The sequence below is a fragment of the Pueribacillus sp. YX66 genome (assembly GCF_041725775.1).
Taxonomy (GTDB): domain Bacteria; phylum Bacillota; class Bacilli; order Bacillales; family UBA6769; genus Pueribacillus.
Map to the genome: position 1 here is coordinate 1 of NZ_JBEUEL010000032.1, position 20,810 is coordinate 20,810.

The following is a 20,810-nucleotide window of genomic DNA, read 5'->3' on the forward strand; positions in this document are numbered from 1 at the left end:
AATGGATCAATTTTGAAACCAATCAAGTGGATCAAAATTAAATTGCGAAGTGGATCACTTTTCACTTGCGAAATACATCACCACTGGTCCAATTCTAATCATATGAAAATTAAAATTGCTTAATGATGTTTTTTAGAACAGAAATAGCTTTCTCAATATGACGTTCATCCGTGAACCGACCGAATGAAATTCGGATGAATTGCTTCGCTTCATCGTCTGTTTTGCCGAGTGCAAGCATCGTACGCGAAGGTTCCTGCTGACCGACTTGGCAAGCACTGCCTGTTGAAATTGCAATCCCGTGGCGGTTGAATTCTAGCATCATATATTGACCTTGTATTCCTGAAATCGATAAGCCGATAATGCTTGGAAGCTGTTCTATTGAATGTCCTTCGACATTAATTTCATAGTCTATTTTTTTAATTCCAAATAAAAAGCGATTCCTTAACATACTTTCACGTTCGAAATTTTCTGCTATGTTTTTCATAGCCAATTGGGCCACCATTGTAAATGATACGACACCTGGTACATTCACTGTTCCAGGTCGAAAACCTCTTTCATGCGTTGTGTTCGGCAATTGCATAGCCCACCGAATAATCGGATTAATATAACACATCCCGACCCCTTTTGGCCCATATAATTTATGGCTGGAAACTGACAAACTATCGAGCTTATACTTTTTAACATCAATCGCTAATTTTCCGAAAGATTGAACACAATCACTATGAAATAATACTCCTTCTTCTTCAAGAAGCTCACCGATCTCATGTAGTCGTTGAATCGTGCCAATTTCTGAATTGACATGATGAATGGAAGCAAGTATCGTATCATCGCGTATAGTAGCCTTCAGCTCACCCATATCAATTTGTCCTTCTTCATCAACACCTAAATAAGTAACCTCAAATCCTTCTGTTTCTAACAATTTGAAAAGTTGATAAAGAGATGAATGCTCAACTTTTGTCGTAATGATGTGGTTACCTTTGTATTTATGGGCTGTCACTAACGAGCGAATTGCAAGAATATTTGATTCCGTTCCTCCACTCGTAAAATATACCCCTTCAGCTTCTCCATTTATCATATGTGCTAATTGAGTACGACACACTTCTAACATATTTTCAGCCTCTGATCCGATATCGTGTAAACTGCTCGGGTTGCCATAAAATTTTTTTGCTGCTTCCGTATAAGCGTCAAGCGCTTCCTCGCTCATCGGTGTTGTTGCCGCGTAATCTAAATAAATCATGACATCATGATCCTTTCTCAATCATAATATATAGTAAAGATAAGTGTCTTGTCATCAGTAATATTATATGTCAATATAGATGTCAAGGGATAAAAATTTTCGAGGAGTTTTTCTAAATGAATCCATTGTTGTTAAAAAAGCAGGTCGAGCGGTTTTTACTTGAAGATATTGGAGCGGGTGATATTACGAGTGATACTATTTTTCCACTAAGCAAAAAAGGAGAAGCTCAGTTTTACATGAAAGAAGCCGGTGTGTTAGCTGGTAGTAGCATCATTCAAATTGCCTATTCTCTATTAAACGCTGAAATCAACGTGTCCCTTTCAAAAAAGGATGGAGAGTTTGTAAAAGCAGGGGAAGTAATCGCCACTATTAGCGGTCCGATAAGACATTTACTAATGGGAGAAAGAGTCATATTAAATCTATTGCAACGAATGAGTGGGATTGCAACACTCACTTTAAAAGCAGTAAACGTTCTAGACAATCCTTATACGCGTATTTGCGATACAAGAAAAACGACACCTGGCTTGCGAATGCTTGAAAAATATGCTGTAACGTGTGGAGGCGGATATAACCATCGCCTCGGCTTAAGCGATGGTGTTTTAATTAAAGATAATCATATCGATTTTTCTGGCTCAATTACGACTGCCGTAAATCGCATCAGACAAAAGCTAGGACATATGGTAAAAATCGAAGTTGAAACTGAAACGGAAGAACAAGTTCGTGAAGCTGTTGAAGCAGGGGTCGATATAATTATGTTCGACAATCGTTCACCAGAAGAAATCAATGACCTTATAAAGCTCGTACCAGAAAATATCGTAACGGAAGCATCCGGAAATATTACGTTAGATTCTCTGCCAGCATATAAGCATACAGATGTCGATTACATCTCTTTAGGTTTTATTACCCATTCCGCAAAAGCGATTGACATTAGTTTAAATATGTAAAAGGAGACTAAATCATGGTAAATATTTTAGAACAATTAAAAACTCAAACAACTACTATTACAATTCCAGAACACTATAAAAATTTATCAGTTGAAGAAATGGAAAAGCGTGTCCTCGCAGTAAAAGAAAAATTGGGTAAGCGATTATTCATTCCAGCCCACCATTATCAAAAAGACGAAGTCGTAAAATTTGCAGATGCGACAGGAGACTCCTTACAGCTTGCCCAACTTTGTGAACAAAATAAAGAGGCTGAAGTCATCGTGTTTTGTGGGGTTCACTTTATGGCGGAAACGGCTGATATGTTAACTAAAGATGCGCAAAAAGTGTTGCTTCCAGACATGCGTGCTGGATGTTCTTTAGCAGACATGGCTAATATCCAACAAACTGAACGATGTTGGGAAGTATTAATGGATACGTTCGGAGACACGATGATTCCCCTCACGTACGTCAATTCAACAGCAGCAATCAAAGCTTTCGTTGGCAGACGTGGCGGCGCTACGGTTACGTCATCGAATGCGAAAAATATGATCGAATGGGCACTAACACAGAAAGAGCGTATTTTATTTCTACCTGACCAACATTTAGGTCGGAATGTTTCGTTTGAACTCGGAATTCCGCTCGAAAAAATGGCCGTCTGGAATCCGATAACACACGCATTTGAATTTGATGGGGATATTCAAGACGCACAAATCATTTTATGGAAAGGACACTGTTCCGTACATGAAAATTTTACCGTTGAACATGTAAAACAAATTCGGGAAGACATGCCAACTGCCCATGTTCTTGTTCACCCGGAATGTCCGTTTGAAACCGTTGCAGCATCAGATTACGCAGGTTCAACGAGCTACATTATCAAAACAATCGAAGAAGCTCCGGCTGGAAGTAAATGGGCCATAGGTACAGAAATGAATCTCGTACAACGCTTGATTCATGAGCATCCTGATAAAGAGATCGTGTCATTAAATCCACACCTTTGTCCATGTATGACGATGAACCGCATTGATTTACCACACTTGTTATGGTCATTGGAATCAATTGAAACTGAAAAATATATTCATGAAATTAAAGTAGATGAAAAAACGACGAACGATGCGATTCTCGCGCTAAATCGAATGCTTGAAAGAGCGTAAACAAACAAATAGGACTCAATATTTGGAAATAAATTAATCAATACACAACCTAATTAGATATATACCGATTTATCCCGAACATGCTAATCACATGGCTTTATTGTTATACTTCCGATGGCATTCATGTCCCAAAACATAGATTTGATTTTCAACGATCAGAATGCCTCGTTTATCTTGTACATGTGTGACATGTTTGTCCTTTGCGATATCAATGCCAATAATTAAAGTTATCGATATGATTTGCGAGATTTTCTTGTTTTGCATATTATTCATTTACAGTCCTCTATACAGTCCTCTATTATGTATAAATTTCGGGGTGATTACAATGACACCGTGTACTATACCAATGGAGATTTTTTCTTCATTACAGGAATGCACTAAAAAAAGCCATGATTTACTCGTTAGTAAGTCATGGCCTTTTGAGTGAGTACTTAAAAGTTAAAATCAAATCTTAGTGTATGGATGCCAAAATCCCCGCCACCATCTTCTTCTACAACTTTAATGTTGACTTCTAAATAGTCTTCAATAAGCGGTAATGGCTCATCCCATGAATCTTCGATCTTAATGACAGAATCTACTTTTGTCTTAGCGTTCACAGTATCCCTAATAACAGCATGAATTTCTTCACCATCTGCTTCACTTTCCTCATACCAAAATGCAATGTCGGTATCCAGTTTATTTTCTATTTCTACATTTATATAATACGATTCCCTTTCTCTAAGATCCCAAAAACTTTCTCGTCTAATCTTTTTCAAAACAACTGCAATCTCATCTGAATCATAAATGACTTCATCAAATTCTTTTTCGAAGTCATGTTCGCCAATATCTTCTTCATTATCCTGCTCAGTCTCATCTTGGCTATTCTCTTCGGTACTTATATCCGTCGTGTCAGCGCCAGCCCCTTCTTTATCATCTCCACATGCAGTTATAAAAATAGCCATTAAAAAAGCTATACAGCTCAGTAAAAATTTTTTCATGTTTACATCTCCTCATATCTATATCGTTCATTTATTGAGTAATCAACTACTTCATGACTAGTATTAAATATGAATCTCTGCGTCATATTCATTTATTTCGGTTGCTTTTTCCTCTTCTAATACGACTATTACCATTTTAATCACTTCAGTTATATCAGGTAAATCGGTCTGATAGCTTAAAATTTTCATCTCAACATTTCTCGTGCTATTAGCTTCAATCGTTTCAACGAACTGCACCATATCATCGATCATTTTACCATCAGCAGACTCTTTGATAGACTTTACAATGACATCAATATCTAACTTATTTTCAACTTCAAAATCTAAGTAATACCCTCTATTCATCATATTTCCATCTTGTTTTCTAATTTCTTTTAAGACTAATCGAACTTCATCTGAATTAAGAATTTCTTCATTATATTCTCTTACATATTCATCGATCTCAGATGTCTCATCATTTTCAATATTACTTTCATCCTCTTTTGAGTCTTTGTCCACATCTTCATTGTCTTCCGTATGTATAACTTCATTTGGTGTTTCTTCAACCTCTTCCCCACCACATGCTACTAATAGAGCACTACTTATAACTATTATAAAAAAAGTTAGCAAAAATTTCTTCATCATGATGCCTCCTCACATGTAAGTATTCGAAAAGCCAAGTTAACATAAAAATGGTAGAGTTTCAATATTATTACTGTTTTTTGCTGCTTTATAACTATTGAACGATAAGATATATCTATGCCTCTAGGTCTAATTAGCATTAAAACCTTTTCATATTTGAATCCTTTAATTTCCATGAAAAATCCCTCCTGCAAGAAAAAAACACAAAAGGGATATTATCATTTAAGACTGCTTTTTTAATGCCTAGCGCTAGTCTTACGGACTAGCACCCGATGTGCTGACACCATAGACGTGGTGATTTTTAATCAGTACAAGAAAACTAAACATTTGTATTCGAACTACAGCTTGCGATGAACTGCGAATTTCTGCGTCAACTGCACTCTTTCAGATACTCGTGTATTTCATACGCTCTATTCTTCACTCCCTAGTTTCCTTGAACTTCTTGTTCCTCTCAACCCTCGCAACATGCCTCACACAAAAGAAAAAGCAACGAAAAAAATTTCGCTGCTTTTATTAATGCCTAGCAACGCCCTACTCTCACGGGAAACCCATTATCATCAGCGCTGAAGAGCTTAACTTCCGTGTTCGGCATGGGAACGGGTGTGACCTCTTCGCTATCGTCACTAGACAATTGTATGCAATTGTTCTCCAACATAACTTGTTGAATCTTGATTACAGTACATATCATACTAAAGGATGTTAAAAAATTCAACCTTTTTTTATAAGTAAAAATCAATCGCTGCCCAAACGTAGTATCCTGTTACATATGTGACGAGAATGAGCAATGCGATAATCACAATCTTTGCAAATAGTCCCTGTTTCTTTTGATTTTTCTGTTCCACTTTTTTCCCTGCCTTTTCCCTTTAAAGGTTTACTTCAAGCATACCATAGTTATTATTTCATCTTAAACCAAACTTCTTACAATTTATACAAAGAATTTTGTTGATATGAAGAACCGATACAATCGATCATAAAGAGGGCATGTATAATGCCCTCAAAAATAGATTAGTTTGCCAAGAATATGAAATAAAGCAGAAATATGACAAAAAATCCGTACATGACAGGATGAATTTCTTTGGTACGACCTTTTGCAATCATCGTAATCGGATAAAAGAGAAAACCAACAGCAATTCCTGTTGCAATACTATAGCCTAGCGGCATCATTAATACAGTAAAGAAAGCAGGAACTGCAATTTCAAATCGATCCCACTCAATATTTTTCAACGAGGATACCATCATAATACCAACAATTATTAGTGCTGGAGCTGTAACGGATGGCGTAACGATCGCAAGTAACGGCGAGAAAAACAGTGCTAGTAAAAATAAAATTGCCGTAACGACAGATGCAAACCCAGACCGTGCACCTGCAGCCACCCCTGAAGCGGATTCGACGAATGATGTCGTCGTTGACGTCCCAAGAGCCGCACCGACAACCGTTGCTGATGAATCCGCGAATAACGCTTTTCCAGCACGCGGAAGCTTATTATCCTTTAAAAGCCCTGCTTGGTTCGCAACCGCGACAAGCGTTCCTGCTGTATCAAAAAAGTCTACGAATAGAAACGTTAAAATAACAACGAGCATCTCAATTGTAAAGATGTCACCAAGATGAGAAAAAGCTACACCAAACGTTGGCGCTAATGACGGAACAGATCCGACAATTGCATCAGGTTTATCAATAACTCCAAAAATAATCCCAACGAGAGCAGTTACGATCATCCCGAGGAAAACACCACTTTTAATTCCTAGGACGAGGAAAATCACAGTTATTGCTACACCAAAAATAGCGAGTAACGTTGCGCCGCTCGTTAAATCACCGAGACCGACGAGCACTGCTTCATCACTAATAATGATACCCGCATTTTGAAAGCCAACAAATGCGATAAATAAACCAATCCCTGCACCGATCGCATATTTTAATTGCGCCGGAATTGCATTGATTACTTTTTCACGAACACCACTTAATGTTAAAAAGATAAAAATGATTCCTGAGACGAGAACACCTGCTAATGCTGTTTCCCAAGGGATCCCCATCGTAAGTACAACAGTAAATGCGAAAAACGCATTCAATCCCATGCCAGGCGCCAATGCAATTGGATATCTTGCGATAATTCCCATAAACAATGTACCGACTGCCGCAGCAATTGCTGTTGCTGTAAAGACTGCGCCTTTATCCATACCTGTTCCTTCTGGTAAATCAGGTATCGTTTCTAAAGATAAAATTGACGGGTTCACGAAAAGAATGTAAGCCATCGCTAAAAACGTCGTAACCCCACCGACGATTTCGCGGCGGTAGTTCGTACCTAGCTCATCAAACATAAAAAAGCGTTTCATCATGTTCCTCCTTAATATTGTGTTCAAATAAAGTAGAATTATTATCCGCACCCTATTGAACATTCAATTAAATTAAAAAAGCACCCCTTACAAGCTATTTAGGAGTGCAGAATACAATGAATAAGGAAAGAAGATAGAAATTTCTTCTTTGCATTTCAATCATCGTAGTCAAGCAATTTACGGTAGCTTGGTAGAAACTTTCAGGCCATATTCCTGAGATTATACGACGAACTTACTATCTTTTTGTCGAATTTAATTTTAACAAGCCCCAATTTGAGTGTCAATAAAAACACGAACATTGTTATTTAATTTTAAGTTAATTTTCGGTCTTTTTTGGGGTGTTTTCCATTTTTCACTTTTAAACCTTTTTTATCAAGGATGGTTGTTATCTTACCTTTAATTGCATTGCAAATCTGACAGTCTATTCATTGAAAAAATTTGCTCTTCCATTAGCCATCACATTTACTTTCGGGTACCTAATCTATCATCCCTAGTTTCAAAAAACAGGAAATTTCACCCTTAGTCTCAACCACTATATGCAATGACTCCTGAAAATTTAAACGTCATTAGTTTCTTAGTAATCCTAAGCCTAAGAGATAAACTTAGTTAACATAAAAGTGTTCAAAATCTAAATAAATAGAAGGGAGAAATTTTAATGAAACAGTTGACTCTATTGTTTATTATCGTTACTCTGTTTTTATTCGGACCTTTATTAGAGAAATATTTAACTCCAATTCTTATAAATTTCCATTAGTATCGTTGAAAATTACATGTTGCGTATCACTTTTTTATAACAGCACTAGATTATATTTTTAAAAATCGAATAAACTAGTTTGGAGGAGACTGTTTGAGTCAAACGGTAAATGCTTATTTACAAATCACGTTGGCAATGGCAATAGTTGGTAGTTCAGTAGTGGCTGGGAAATTGATTGTATCAAGTTTTCCTGTTTTTTTAGCATCAGAGTTAAGGTTTGTAGTTGCAACAATTATTTTAATTCCCATCTTATTAATTAGAGAAAATCGTTTTCCATCTATAAAATTGAAAGATTTTATTATTCTTTTTATACAGGCATTAGCTGGAGTGTTTTTATTTAATATATTTATGCTTTATGGATTAAAATTTACGACAGCTATTAAAGCGGGAATTATTACTAGTACCCTTCCAGCTTTTGTAGGCGTTGCTTCTTATTTATTTTTGAAAGAAAAGTTGTCATTTAGAAAAATAGTAGGTATTATATTGGCTGTTTTAGGTGTATTATCAATTAATATTGTAGGTGGGGCATCCCAGAATATTAATTCATTGTACGGAAACTTTTTAATATTTGGAGCAGTAATCGGAGAAACACTTTTTATCACTTTAGGAAAGTATGTTTCTGATAGAATGTCTCCACTTACAATTTCAACAATGATGAGTGTTTTTGGAGTTATTATGTTTTTTCCCTTTGCGGTTTATGAAGCAAAACACTTTGATTTTTCATCTGTACATTTATTTGATTGGATGAATATTTTATATTTTGGAATCGTAGTAACTGTACTTGCTTTTCTGTTAATGTATGAGGGATTATCAAAAATCCAAGCAAGTTCAGCAGGCGTATTTACAAGTGTTTTACCAGTTAGTGCAGTATTACTATCCTTTATCGTTTTAAAAGAGGCAATTTTACTATCGCACATATTAGGTATTCTATTAGTAATTATATCAATTTTACTGATTTCAAAAGATACTTCAGTGAATAATACATAAAAGCAATTTACGATTTTTCAGTACCATCAAGAATTTTGTGTAAGTCAGTAGGGATCTTTCTAGAACTGTCAATATAATGTTGCTTAAGCAAGCTTATCAACTATATAAAAAAAGTTAAAAGTTCTTTCAAGAGCGAAGTGCATTACGAGTCCCTTTGACAGGTTCTTCGAATTTTTTAACATGTATTAACGTTGCTTATACCCTGAACATGTCTTGTAAACACTTGCAAAACCACGAAGTTTTCATTCAGACCATTTCTCATTGATGCCTTAAACGGTTAGATAGACAATTTTCTCAGCAGCTTTAATGTCTGGCAAACCGTTCATTAGTCTTAGTCTTTAGCGAATCTCTTTAACTGTTCGCTCTATCTAATTCGTCGTATAAATGACACTTCGAATCGAGAATGGATTTTTTAAAAACGTAAGCAATACAGGCAGATCATTCTTCCAAGAGGACGCTTCTCTTGGATACTTCTATACTCGATGACATAATAAGTAGGGTTCTCATTTCTATGGGATGTGGACAATTCTGAGGATACCCTACCAATTTTTTTATTGAAGAGACCTTTACACAAAGTATTTTACGTAATCTTTAAGACATTCCAATAGAATCTCTATTATTAGTATAGTAAAAATCAACAGAACAAGTCACAAAGAGATACGAGCTATTTTAGGAACAAATTGAGTAGCTTCATCCGTTTAGAAACGAGTGAAGATACACAGATTAAATTATTTAAGACTAAATATCAAAGTGTGCCACGATCAATAGATCAGTCCTAAAAACCCTATAAAGTTTACAGCGATTGATCAGCATACCGTTCATGAAAGAGAAATCATCGAAACCAAAATGATAGACACGAATGCGATCAAAAGTTTCACGAAAAATTTTGTGAAAGACTACTATACTTGGCAAAACGAAAAAGATTCCATTGAACAACGCGCGGAAAAGATAAATGACTACTTGACAGAAGAATTGCAAGCTTTAAATGTAGATACCGTAAGAAACGATATTTCGACCAGTTCCAGTGTAGGTAATATAAACATTTGGTCGGTATTACAGGGTGATGAAGATACCTATGCGGTTGTTTTTTCGGTAGAACAAAAAATCACAGAAGGTAAAAATAGCCAATGAATTCGTTCCACCTATCGAATTTTACTTCATCAAGATAAGTTAGGGAACTTGGTGATTATTCAAAATCCTACCTTATGGAGCATACCGAATAGATCAGATTATGAACCACAACAACCTGAAAACAATGGAACAGTTGATTCTGATACGGTGCAAGAAGTGACAGAGTTTTTGGAGACATTTTTTACGTTTTATCCGACTGCCACAGATAAAGAACTTGCTTATTATGTGAAAAAAAATGCCTTACCACCGATCGGTAAGGATTATTTATTTTCAGAGCTTGTCCATCCAGTATTTCAGACAGTAGATCATCAAATAAAAGTATGGGTAACTGTTAAATATATTGACGAAGCGACAAAAGCCACACAGTTTTCACAATATATACTCACGTTAGAAAAAGATACAAATTGGATGGTTATTAAATAATAAATCAATATAGCTTCATTTAAAAATGACATGGTTTTAAATAATATGTGTAATATTTTACTCGGGGATATTTCGGATATATTTTCCTAGCAAAAAAAGAGAAGGCACTCTATCATAAAATGTATGCTTTGCAGGCAAATACATTATGAAAAGAGGCCTTCTCGTGGAACATATTATACCAAGAATTTATGAATTATTAAAGGAAACAAACAACTTAATCGAATTTGAGGAACAACTTCAGATACTAATGCATGAAACCTTTTCTTCACTTGTTGGCGAAGTGTTCAGTCAAGTAAATCAAGTAATCAAAGAACAGAAACAAGATGAAAATTGGAAAGTAGAAAGAAATGATGAAAAAGGAATTCAGTTTATCTTTGGAGAAGTCCGTTATAACCGCACGCTTATGTACGATAAAAATGGCGATCCTAGATATCCTTTAGATGAGTGGTTGGGGTTTAGGAAACGTCAAAGGCATAGCCCACTAGTTGAGGTTAAAGTGGCAGAGTTGGCTAGTAAAAGTGATTATCGTGAATCAGCACGTATTTTAAAAGAGTGGACAGCGGTAGATCTAAGTCATACAACGGTTGGTAGTATTTTGAGACGTGTGGGAAAAACACAAGCAGATGCAGATAAGGAAATGGTTACAAGCATTTAGTTCGTATGAATATTCATTGGAACATACACAAATTATTTCAAATAGTGATGGTGGTGCAGGATATTCCAGTGATAAGTTTAAGGAAGCTTATTCTCAGGCTGAACAACCTCTTATACATCAATTAGATGCTTATCATATCGGTCAAGCGTTAAATCGTACCTTTGGTTGGAAAAAGAATAAATATAAACAGACGGTCAAAAAAGCGATTAAATCTTATAATATGGAAGAGTTTAAGTTATGGCTTGATACATATGAAAGCACATTGGAAGATGAGAAAAAGATTGAAAAAGTAAATGAGTTTCGTACATATATCCTAAACCATTGGGAGTTTGTTCGTGATTGGCGTGAAAGAATAGATCATTCACCAGAAGACGCAAGAAGGCTAGGAGCAATGGAATCCAATCAAAGACATATTTCTTTTCGCATGAAAAAAAGAGGCATGCATTGGAGTGAGGAAGGTGCTGAAGCAATGGTGAAGGTAAAACAAGGCATTTTGAATAGGACTCTTAGAGAAGTCTATTTAGCATCGCAAAAAAGAAGCAAAAGAAAACAATGTGCCATTAAGAAATCAATTCGTATGTCAGACATATTGCGTCAACAAACACGTCCCTCAATTGGTGCAAAACAGGGTACAATAAGTGTTAATGCAGCTCATTCATCTGCGATAGGAAGATTGTATAAGTTAATCAGTTAGTCACCTAGTCATTTGCGTTAGGTTCTTGCTTTTTAGAACGTAACGTAAATGACTAGGGTAGCAAGCGATAGCGCGGTAGCTGGAATAAGCGTACAAAAATAGAGTCCTGGAAATATTGGTGTAATAACACGACCGAGAAAAACTTGACACATACTCAAAATTGTTTTTCATTGAAATTATCTATAGATAATGCTACAGTATATACTGTATTTATTAAACTAAGGAGGGTTGTTGAAAATTATGAGTGGAATTATTATTTCCGTGCTTTGAACTGGTAATTTAATACGTTCGAAGGCTCTGTTTTCGCTTACAGAGTAAACGGGATAAGTCTGCTCATTTTTAACAATCTTCATTAAAATATTTTGTTAATAAAAGGAAAGACTGACTATTCAATCTTTCCTTTTATAATGTTTGAGTAATTGATTTAGCTTTTTAAACTAAAGAAAGCTTTTTTTGCTGTTTAGTTTTTTAAATATGCACAATTTCTTTTTGTCTTACGCAATATAATTGATTCCGTTTACTGGAAGCCACAGACGCCTATGTCTGTGGTTTTTTTGCGTTCAGAGCCGAAAAGTCAAATTAAGAAAGGAAAGCTTGAATAATGACAAAAAGAAGGAAAAAGTGTCAAAACAGAAAATTTAGCAATGGAAATCCTCCCAACTTTAGCGGACAACATCTGATTCATAACAAAAGCTTGATAAAAGATATTGTAAACATTGCTCACATTTCAGAGGGTGATCTTGTATTAGAATTGGGAGCTGGTAAAGGAGCAATTACTAACGTTTTAAGTAATCGAGCAAGAAAGGTTCTCGCTGTTGAATACGACCAAAAGTTTATAAAGAAATTACAACAACTTGAAATGAAAAACACAGTGATAATCCAGCAAGACATTTTAAAAATTTCGTTACCCCGAGAGCCTTTTGTAGTTGTTTCGAATATTCCATATGCCATTACAACACCGATTATGAAAATGCTTCTTAATAAACCTTCAAGCGGTGTTCAAAGGGGAGTTATTGTAATGGAAAAAGGAGCAGCCAAAAGATTCACGTCAAATTTTGTGAAAGATCCATATATAATTGCTTGGAGAATGTGGTTTGATATTCGGTATGTTAAAGGGATTTCAAGAAAGAATTTCTCTCCACCACCAAGAGTTGATTCCGCAATGATTACAATAAATAGAAAAGCTAAACCGATTGTACCGTATAATGATTATTTAATCTTTTGGGGTTTGGTCGATTATGTGCTGAAAAATCCCCAATTGTCTATTGATTTAGCATTAAGAGGTGTATTTACACCACCTCAAATTAAGCATTTAAAAAGGGGTCTTCGAATAAAGAATGAGGTTACGGTTGCGAATTTATCAGAACAGCAATGGGGATTTATATTTGAAACAATGGAGAAACATGTTCCAAAAATCAAATGGCCAAAGATAAAAAAAGCTAAGTTAAACCATTTTTGAAGTTTTTTCTAAAAAGTTGACGGCTTCTAGGAGGTAGTCGTCATGCAATATATTATTAGTCAACAGTGTTTGTTTTCTAACAAATATTTTCGTTTACCTTAGACAAAACGCTTATATACGTATTTTTTTAGAGCATATAGAACGAATAATTACAACACATAAGCAGATTGAACAATCTATTTATGTGTTTTTTGTTAATGAAAAAGATTTATAAGTTTTTTACTAAAAATGCAACAAACATCCCTTTCGCGTCGGGACTAATTACAAAGGGAGACAAAAGAGCATCGCTCACTTCTCTTCATCACAAAAAGGGGTGAGAAAAATGAGACCAACTTCTTTTCAAACTACCATAGAAAACCAGTTTGATTACATTTGTAAGCGTGCGATAGAAGATGAACGGAAAGATTATCTCAAATATCTATCAAGAATTTCAAAACAAGAAGTTTCCTTCTCTAATGCAGGAGAACATCTTGTCAATCAGTTTTCTACTATTGATTCCTACACAAAAACATACGCTAGCATATGCTATTGAACGCTATGCCAAGTTGGCCGGCATTCATCGTATCAGAATTCATGGATTACATCACTCTCATGCTTCGTTACTTATAAGTATGGGAGAAAACCCACTCATCATTAAAGACCGTTTAGGACATGAAGACATCGAAACGACTTTAGGAACATACGGACATCTTTATCCTAATAGTAACTTTGAAGTGGCTAACAAACTAAATGGAATCATAACATTCAGGCAAGCAGAACAAAACTATGATTCCTCACCGAAAAATCAATTCACTGTAGACTATTTAAGAAAGCAAAAACAAAAAGTGCAATAAAAGTGCAATGGAAAATTAAAAAGAGCCAAAAACCCTTGATACACAAAGGTTTCTAGCTCTCCGACAACTACTCCCACTCTATGGTCGCTGGTGGTTTTGTCGTAATATCATAAACGACACGATTGACATGAAGAACTTCTTTCACAATTCGCTCAGAAATTTTCTCCAAAACATCAAACGGGATTCGCGCCCAATTTGATGTCATTCCATCCGTTGAATGAACGGCACGTATGCCTACCGTATAATCATACGTCCGGGCTAAATCGGTCATGCCAACACTACGAATATTTGTAAGTACGGTAAAATATTGCCAAATCTTTCGTTCAAGTCCAGCATTTTTTATTTCTTCACGTAAAATCGCATCGGATTCACGTACAATTTCTAGCTTTTCTTCGGTAATATCCCCGATAATTCGGATTCCTAAACCTGGACCAGGAAATGGTTGGCGCCATACGAGCTCTTCGGAAATGCCGAGTTCGAGACCAACTTGTCTCACTTCATCTTTGTACAATGTTTTTAAAGGTTCAAGTAATTTCAATTTCATTCGCTCTGGAAGTCCACCGACATTATGGTGTGACTTTACAAGCTTCGCATCACCTGCCCCACTTTCAACAACGTCAGCATAAATCGTTCCTTGAGCTAAAAAATCAATGTTCTCAAGTTTATTCGCCTCTTCTTCAAACACGTAAATAAACTCATTCCCGATTATTTTCCGTTTTTCCTCCGGATCAGTTACACCACGAAGTTTATTTAAAAAGCGTGTTTGTGCATCAACTTTAATAATATTCATTTCAAGCTGTCCGTGAAATAGTTTCATGACACTGTCCGCTTCATTTTTACGAAGCAATCCATGGTCAACGAAAATACAAGTGAGTTGGTCACCAATCGCCTTATGAATTAAAGCTGCGGCTACGGATGAATCAACGCCACCACTTAAAGCACAAATCACTTTCTTATCCCCGACTGTTTCACGTATATTTTTCAATTCAGTTTCAATAAATTGCCTAACATTACGCATTCATTCCACCTCTTCTACGATTCGTTCATAATGCGTTTATTCTATCAATGGCTACAGATACGGTCAATATGAGAGCTTATTTATGACAATTTGCCAATGTTTTTGTAAATCATTGTTTCGTACAGTTTGAGCTTGATTTGAATATACGTTTTCTTCATACGCTTTCGTCAAAATCAACATGCTGTCAATCGCCAGTTTTTCATCAACTTCTTGCGCAAATTCACGCAATGTTTGTTCTCGCTTACGTGAAAAACGATAGACATTTAATAACCAAAGCAATTTCGTATACCATTCGTCAAAATGAATATCGAACGATTTATTTGCAAGCCGATACAACACCCATCGCTTCGCAATTCGGCGATGCGATTTAATTACGATAAAAACAACACTTGCGACACCGATTAAACTAATAATAAGCCATTTTACATTTAGTTTTAAGAAAAACGGCGATGTCATTTGCTTCGTTGTTTCATTTTTTTCATCCATTTGATTCTGTTCATTGCGTTCGCGTTGCCCCGTTTCTTGTTCTGAAACAGTGCTTTCATCATTAAGTGTTGATACGAATTGAAATGGATTCACAAATCCTCTCGTCGGTTCAAACGGAACCCATCCAGAACCTGGGAAATACGCTTCTACCCATGAATGAGCATTTTCATTTGTAATTAAATGTCGACGCTTGCCATCACCGAGCATTTCTTGAAATTCTCCACCCGTAAATCCTTTCACCCATCTTGCCGGGATGCCAATACTTCTTAGCATGACAACCATCGAAGACGAGAAGTTATCACAATAGCCTTGTTTCGTCTCGAATAAAAATTGATCGACGTAATCATCGTCACGACCTGGTATCGCCACATTTCTCGTTTCATACGCGTATCCATTACCGGTAAAATAAAACTCAATCGCTTTCGCTTTTTCATAAGCAGTCTCAAAATCTTTCGTCACCTCTTCAGCAAGATTTTTCACACGATCCGGCAATGAATCTGGCAACTGTAAATAGTATCGTTCAATATTTGACGGATACGAGTGACGATCACTGCTTTTCAACTCTTCAATTGAAAAAATCGGGTACTCATATTCAAAAGAATAATTTTGAACGACTTCAGTTTGTGTCGATACTTGACCTGTAAGCGTATTTTCAAACAACGGAAGTGCGCTTCCGTTCACAACAATATCTGTCGGCTGTCCTTCATAAAAAAGAAAAGAAAATTGTTGAAATCGAGTCATTTCAATCATTGCTTCTTTCTCATCAAGTCTCACATTTTCTTCATATAATGGTGTTGACAGTTCACCTGTAAATGGTTGCAAAACACCGTTCGATGCTTCCCAACCTTTTCCAGTATAAAAATCTTTCGTCTCTGCACGCCAATAATGAACCGTTTCGATGTCCGCATAAAAAACTGGAGTCGTGTCTAGCTGAAACGGACCTCCAAGCTGTTCGTCATCTTCACCATAGCCAAGCTTTTTTATCGGACTTGTCATTGTTTCTTCATTATCAAAACCTGTTGCTCCTTTTAAAAAAGGAACCGGATCTGCCCATTGTGGTTCAGATTTCGGAGCGGTTATACCGATAATTAAAGCAGATACAATCATAATAAACACGAACGCAATCCACGAAAAAGGAATTTGCGTGCGTCCGTAAAATCCTTCGCGTTCATTAATTTTTACGACTTGAAGCATACCGATTAACACAAAGCCGATAACAACAACTCGAATGATCGCTAATGAAGCGTCGTACGGTGTAAACGTATCGATAACGGTTACGTACACGACAGTCATAAAAATAAACGGAAATACATTTCGCCGTTGCAGAAGCCATTGCCGCATTAAATAACCGACTAAACAAAAAAGAAGCAAAAATAAAAACGTCCGCGCAACATCGCTAATCTCATAAAATTGTCCTGATAAAAGTGCTTGGACAAGATGAACAATATGTGAAAAAAACACTACGATCCATTGCAGATCAAAAATCGATTGCTCGAAATGAGCAGAATGAATGATAAATAGTATACTAACGACATAGAGCGGAATGGAAATAATGGCGGTAATATGAACATACGAAAACAAGAAAACGAGCGCAGAAAACAAAATTAAAAGTGATACCGATGCAGCAGGAATAACCTCATGAAGCGGGCGCAGCCATTCCCAAAATAACAAAAGTCCAAGACAAAATAAGACAAGTGAATAAAGATTAAGATGCTCGCTTTTTACAATCTTCATGTTCCGTCACTCGCCTTTCTTTTTCAATACTGTATGTACGACTGCCCCTGTTGCTTGTATCTGTCGCAAGATGGGAAGTTCGTTGTTCATATCACGCATTACATAATAGAAATCAACATGAGTGTGTTGACTCGCTAATCGATTCAATAGCTTTAAGAGCTCATCAGAAACATATGCGGATATGAAAACGACGCGAACCCTTTTTTGGTCGTGCATAAGAACACTTTTTACAAATTCAGCAAAAGATGTCTCTCGCTTCGCTTCTACTTTGGCCAACATTTTGTAAACATGGTGACCGTTCCGTTCGTCAACTCCATGTTTCATTTTTGAAAATCCTGCGATTACAAAAGGATGTCCGCTTCGTTCAATGACGGAAACGAGCGATGCAGTTACAGTGACCACTTTCTCGAACAGATCGAGATCCGTTGCCGTATAGCTATCTTTACTGTCGTCCAAAAATAGAAGCGTCTCTTCTGTTACACGTTGTTCAAACTGTTTGGTCACTAATTTATTTCTTTTCGCTGTCGTTTTCCAATCGATCCATGTTAACCGATCACCGGGAACATAGTCACGAATCCCAACAACAGTCGACACATCTTGAACCCTATTTTTTGAAAGAAAAGTATTTCCGCTAACTCCTCGACTACTAGACTTCCAGTTTATCGTTTCAATTCGCGGATAGACTAATAACGTTTGTTCAAGATCATATTCGACTTGTTTCTGAATAAAGCCAAATAAATCCCCCGTTTTAACGATAACCCCACTAAACGTGTGTTCTCCTCGCGGCAATGAAGGGAGCGTGTACGTATACGTCATATTGCGCTTAAAGAGAGGAAAAAAAATCGCTTTAGCACTTGATTTATTAGCAAGTTGACTGTTTAACTTCTCTGAAAACTGTTCTTTAATAATAAGGTAAAACAAAGGGAAAAAAGATTTTTTTATTTCGATCGTCACTTGTAGCGACTGTCCCGCTTGCTTCGGTTCAACCGGGAAAATTCGTTTCAACTTAATCGTTTTTAATGGAAAAATTCCGATCACAAAAGCGTACATGATAAGTGGAACAACACTGTAAAAAAGAAACCAACTGACAAACCCGCCTTGAAACATGGCATAAGCATACATCATTACAATTAAAACGATGGAAAACAACCACTTTATCGTTCGCTTCACAATCAAAATTTTGACCTCTTTACAGGAACTGCTATTTTTTCACATAACTCGCGAATGATATCGACTGCCTGTTTTCCTGCGAATATCGCTTCTTGACTCATCATCATTCGATGCGAGCAAACGAATGGAGCTAAATATTTAACATCATCTGGTATGACGTAATCACGCCCCCGAATGTACGCATAACTTTTCACCGCACTCAGCAAAAGCAATGTTCCACGCGGACTTACACCGAGCGAAATAAACGGATGGTGCCTCGTTTCATTCACTAATTCGACGATATATCGTTTCACTTCTGGTTCGACAAACACATCCTTCACTTCTTTTTGCATTTGAACAAGTTCAGACAGAGAAATGACAGGTTCAACTTCATCGAAAGGTTCACTTTTTTCAAAGCGATTTAATACTTCAAGTTCTTCTTCTTCACTTGGATAACCGATGTCGAGCTTTAAAAGAAAACGGTCAAGTTGAGCTTCTGGGAGCGGATACGTTCCTTCATATTCAATTGGATTTTGCGTTGCCATCACAAAAAACGGAGAGTACAACTCATGCGTCGTTCCGTCAACCGTTACATTACCTTCTTCCATCCCTTCAAGTAATGCAGACTGCGTCTTCGGCGATGTACGATTAATTTCGTCTGCTAAAATGATATGTCCCATTAGAGGACCTTCCTTATATATGAAAGCTTGCTCTTTTTCATTATAAATTGAAAGACCTGTTAAATCAGAAGGCAACAAATCTGGTGTAAACTGAATCCGACTAAACTCAGCACTGACCGATTTCGCTATTGTCTTTACAAGCAACGTCTTTCCGACCCCAGGCACATCTTCTAGCAAAACATGCCCTTCAGCTAAAAGTGCTGTCAAACTTAATTCAATCGGTTCACGTTTTCCGACAATAACCTTTTCAACATTCGTTATTATTTTTTCGATTAACGGATGATTTGACTCGAAAGCAAAACTATAGCTCACGATTTTTCCCCCTGTCTCAATAAGCAAGCGTACTTTATTATTAAACTAGTATAACAAAAATAATGTCTAAACGGTTGGAACGTAAATATCCATTTACTAATGATCATCGTTTCAATGACTAAAAAGTAGAGTTGAAAAAAGTTGCCATAATGATAAGATGAAACGACAAAATGCCCGTTGCATTTATCTATTTCCCAGGAAATATTACAAATTACCCTTATGAGTCGACGGCAATCATACAACATTTCAACAAAATAACGTACGTCTTTTAAATGCTAAAAAATTTCATTACCATAATGTGTCATTCATATAAAGAAAACCGTCTCCTTTTTTTAGGAAACGGTTTGTTGTTCATTACATCTTTAAGCTGTCGTTTTCTTTTTTCTGTTGTTCTTGACGATATGCCGCCTTGTCTGCTCGTTTAAATTCACTCGTATAAAGGACTTTCTGTGTTGAACTTAACCCATTGTACTTTTCTTTAAACATTTCATGTGGTCGCTCTTTCCCTTTCATCACATTCGCTCCTTTCGAATTTGAAATTAGTCTTTCCTTTCGAAAAGCTTTTCAAACATTTTAAGCGAACATCCCTACTACCCCTCATCGAAAAATTAAGCTTAATTTATTGAAAATATGACATCACACCTCTACAATGTTATGTATACTGAACGACATCGGAGGTAGAAATGATGAAAAAACTTGAGTCAATGGAACAATTTGAGCAATTAAAAAACAATGGGAAGCATATTTTTCTTTTTTCGGCAGATTGGTGCCCTGATTGCCGTGTCATTGAACCTTTTATGCCTGAAGTTGTAGAAAAATACTCTGACTATGAGTTTGTATTCGTTGACAGAGATAAATTTATCGATCTATGTAAAGAATTAGATATTTTCGGAATTCCTAGCTTTATCGGCTTTGAAGAGGGAAAAGAACTTGGACGCTTCGTAAGCAAAGAGCGAAAAACAAAACAAGAGATTGAAGATTTCATTCAGTCACTTTCTGCATAAGCGATAAAAACAGCATTCATGCTGTTTTTTTATTTCATTTTGTTCATATTTGACACGAATGCAATCATACAAATGATCGGGTTTTTTATCGTTTGTCGCAACGTTATGCTGTACCGCTCTCCATTCACTAATGTATTGCCTAATACTAAGCATGCAGAAGGGGGCAAATTCGGATCTCTTTTTGTTCTTGCAATTTTGCACCAAACTATCTCGGAAACAAAGGAATTTTAAATCATAATCTTTTTTAATCC

At 36.3% G+C, this 20,810-nt stretch carries 14 protein-coding genes, 1 rRNA gene, 7 pseudogenes and 1 riboswitch; of the genes and pseudogenes, 9 read left to right on the plus strand and 13 right to left on the minus strand.

The window, feature by feature from the left end; genetic code table 11:
- Positions 1–109: 109 nt before the first annotated feature.
- Positions 110–1,237: an IscS subfamily cysteine desulfurase gene (locus tag ABU914_RS12505; protein ID WP_379670069.1), complete on the minus strand. Its 1,128-nt coding sequence runs from the start codon at positions 1,235–1,237 to the stop codon at positions 110–112.
- Between the two features lie 116 nt (positions 1,238–1,353).
- On the opposite strand from ABU914_RS12505, the gene nadC reads away from it, so the two are divergent.
- Together nadC and nadA are read left to right on the plus strand one after the other, a co-directional pair.
- The gene (gene nadC, locus ABU914_RS12510) at positions 1,354–2,181 is read left to right on the plus strand and encodes a carboxylating nicotinate-nucleotide diphosphorylase (RefSeq protein ID WP_379670070.1); all 828 of its coding nucleotides are present in this window, start codon (positions 1,354–1,356) and stop codon (positions 2,179–2,181) included.
- A 14-nt stretch (positions 2,182–2,195) separates the two neighbouring features.
- Entirely contained in the window at positions 2,196–3,311 is a 1,116-nt protein-coding gene (gene nadA, locus ABU914_RS12515) for a quinolinate synthase NadA (protein WP_379670071.1), read from the plus strand.
- Positions 3,312–3,446: 135 nt separating this feature from the next.
- On the opposite strand, the pseudogene ABU914_RS12520 reads toward nadA, so the two are convergent.
- From ABU914_RS12520 to ABU914_RS12545, 6 genes and pseudogenes are all read right to left on the minus strand, one after another.
- A pseudogene (locus ABU914_RS12520) lies at positions 3,447–3,584 on the minus strand (IS110 family transposase); the annotation flags it as partial.
- Positions 3,585–3,742: 158 nt separating this feature from the next.
- Complete coding sequence (locus tag ABU914_RS12525; protein WP_379670072.1) at positions 3,743–4,288, minus strand: hypothetical protein; 546 nt, start codon at positions 4,286–4,288, stop codon at positions 3,743–3,745.
- A gap of 63 nt (positions 4,289–4,351) precedes the next feature.
- Positions 4,352–4,909, minus strand: coding sequence for a hypothetical protein (locus ABU914_RS12530; RefSeq protein ID WP_379670073.1), 558 nt, complete (start codon positions 4,907–4,909; stop codon positions 4,352–4,354).
- Positions 4,910–5,427: 518 nt separating this feature from the next.
- Positions 5,428–5,537 (minus strand): 5S ribosomal RNA (gene rrf / locus ABU914_RS12535).
- Between the two features lie 91 nt (positions 5,538–5,628).
- Positions 5,629–5,751 (minus strand): hypothetical protein, encoded by a 123-nt coding sequence (locus tag ABU914_RS12540; protein WP_379670074.1) that lies wholly within the window; start codon positions 5,749–5,751, stop codon positions 5,629–5,631.
- A 163-nt stretch (positions 5,752–5,914) separates the two neighbouring features.
- Positions 5,915–7,240 carry an NCS2 family permease gene (locus ABU914_RS12545; RefSeq protein WP_379670075.1) on the minus strand — a complete coding sequence of 442 codons (1,326 nt, stop codon included), beginning with the start codon at positions 7,238–7,240 and terminating at the stop codon, positions 5,915–5,917.
- 145 nt (positions 7,241–7,385) lie between these two features.
- Positions 7,386–7,487, minus strand: a riboswitch (purine riboswitch).
- A gap of 600 nt (positions 7,488–8,087) precedes the next feature.
- Here ABU914_RS12545 and ABU914_RS12550 point away from each other — a divergent pair.
- A complete protein-coding gene (locus tag ABU914_RS12550) occupies positions 8,088–8,981 on the plus strand; it encodes a DMT family transporter (RefSeq protein ID WP_379670076.1) in 894 nt (297 codons plus the stop codon).
- 272 nt (positions 8,982–9,253) lie between these two features.
- Here ABU914_RS12550 and ABU914_RS12555 read toward each other — a convergent pair.
- Positions 9,254–9,454 (minus strand): annotated as a pseudogene (locus ABU914_RS12555) (transposase); the annotation flags it as partial.
- A gap of 373 nt (positions 9,455–9,827) precedes the next feature.
- Between ABU914_RS12555 and ABU914_RS12560 the strand changes: the two are divergent.
- The 5 genes and pseudogenes from ABU914_RS12560 to ABU914_RS12580 all read left to right on the plus strand — a co-directional run.
- Positions 9,828–10,535: pseudogene (locus ABU914_RS12560) on the plus strand (conjugal transfer protein).
- A gap of 145 nt (positions 10,536–10,680) precedes the next feature.
- Positions 10,681–11,884, plus strand: a pseudogene (locus ABU914_RS12565) (UPF0236 family transposase-like protein).
- 601 nt (positions 11,885–12,485) lie between these two features.
- Complete coding sequence (gene erm / locus ABU914_RS12570) at positions 12,486–13,343, plus strand: 23S ribosomal RNA methyltransferase Erm (protein WP_379670077.1); 858 nt, start codon at positions 12,486–12,488, stop codon at positions 13,341–13,343.
- Positions 13,344–13,665: 322 nt separating this feature from the next.
- Positions 13,666–13,857, plus strand: a pseudogene (locus ABU914_RS12575) (sigma-70 family RNA polymerase sigma factor); the annotation flags it as partial.
- Positions 13,838–14,176, plus strand: a pseudogene (locus ABU914_RS12580) (tyrosine-type recombinase/integrase); the annotation flags it as partial. The pseudogenes ABU914_RS12575 and ABU914_RS12580, both read left to right, overlap by 20 nt.
- A gap of 67 nt (positions 14,177–14,243) precedes the next feature.
- Here the strand turns inward: ABU914_RS12580 and guaA are convergent.
- The 5 genes and pseudogenes from guaA to ABU914_RS12605 all read right to left on the minus strand — a co-directional run.
- Positions 14,244–15,188 (minus strand): annotated as a pseudogene (guaA, locus tag ABU914_RS12585) (glutamine-hydrolyzing GMP synthase); the annotation flags it as partial.
- Between the two features lie 69 nt (positions 15,189–15,257).
- Complete coding sequence (locus ABU914_RS12590; RefSeq protein ID WP_379670078.1) at positions 15,258–17,414, minus strand: transglutaminase TgpA family protein; 2,157 nt, start codon at positions 17,412–17,414, stop codon at positions 15,258–15,260.
- A gap of 6 nt (positions 17,415–17,420) precedes the next feature.
- On the minus strand, positions 17,421–18,584 hold the full coding sequence (locus ABU914_RS12595) for a DUF58 domain-containing protein (protein ID WP_379670091.1): 1,164 nt from the start codon (positions 18,582–18,584) through the stop codon (positions 17,421–17,423).
- A 2-nt stretch (positions 18,585–18,586) separates the two neighbouring features.
- Positions 18,587–19,555: an AAA family ATPase gene (locus tag ABU914_RS12600; protein ID WP_379670079.1), complete on the minus strand. Its 969-nt coding sequence runs from the start codon at positions 19,553–19,555 to the stop codon at positions 18,587–18,589.
- Positions 19,556–19,909: 354 nt separating this feature from the next.
- The gene (locus tag ABU914_RS12605) at positions 19,910–20,068 is read right to left on the minus strand and encodes a YfhE family protein (protein WP_379670080.1); all 159 of its coding nucleotides are present in this window, start codon (positions 20,066–20,068) and stop codon (positions 19,910–19,912) included.
- A gap of 173 nt (positions 20,069–20,241) precedes the next feature.
- Here ABU914_RS12605 and ABU914_RS12610 point away from each other — a divergent pair, with 173 nt between their 5' ends.
- Positions 20,242–20,559 (plus strand): thioredoxin family protein, encoded by a 318-nt coding sequence (locus tag ABU914_RS12610; RefSeq protein WP_379670081.1) that lies wholly within the window; start codon positions 20,242–20,244, stop codon positions 20,557–20,559.
- The last annotated feature ends 251 nt before the right edge of the window (positions 20,560–20,810 follow it).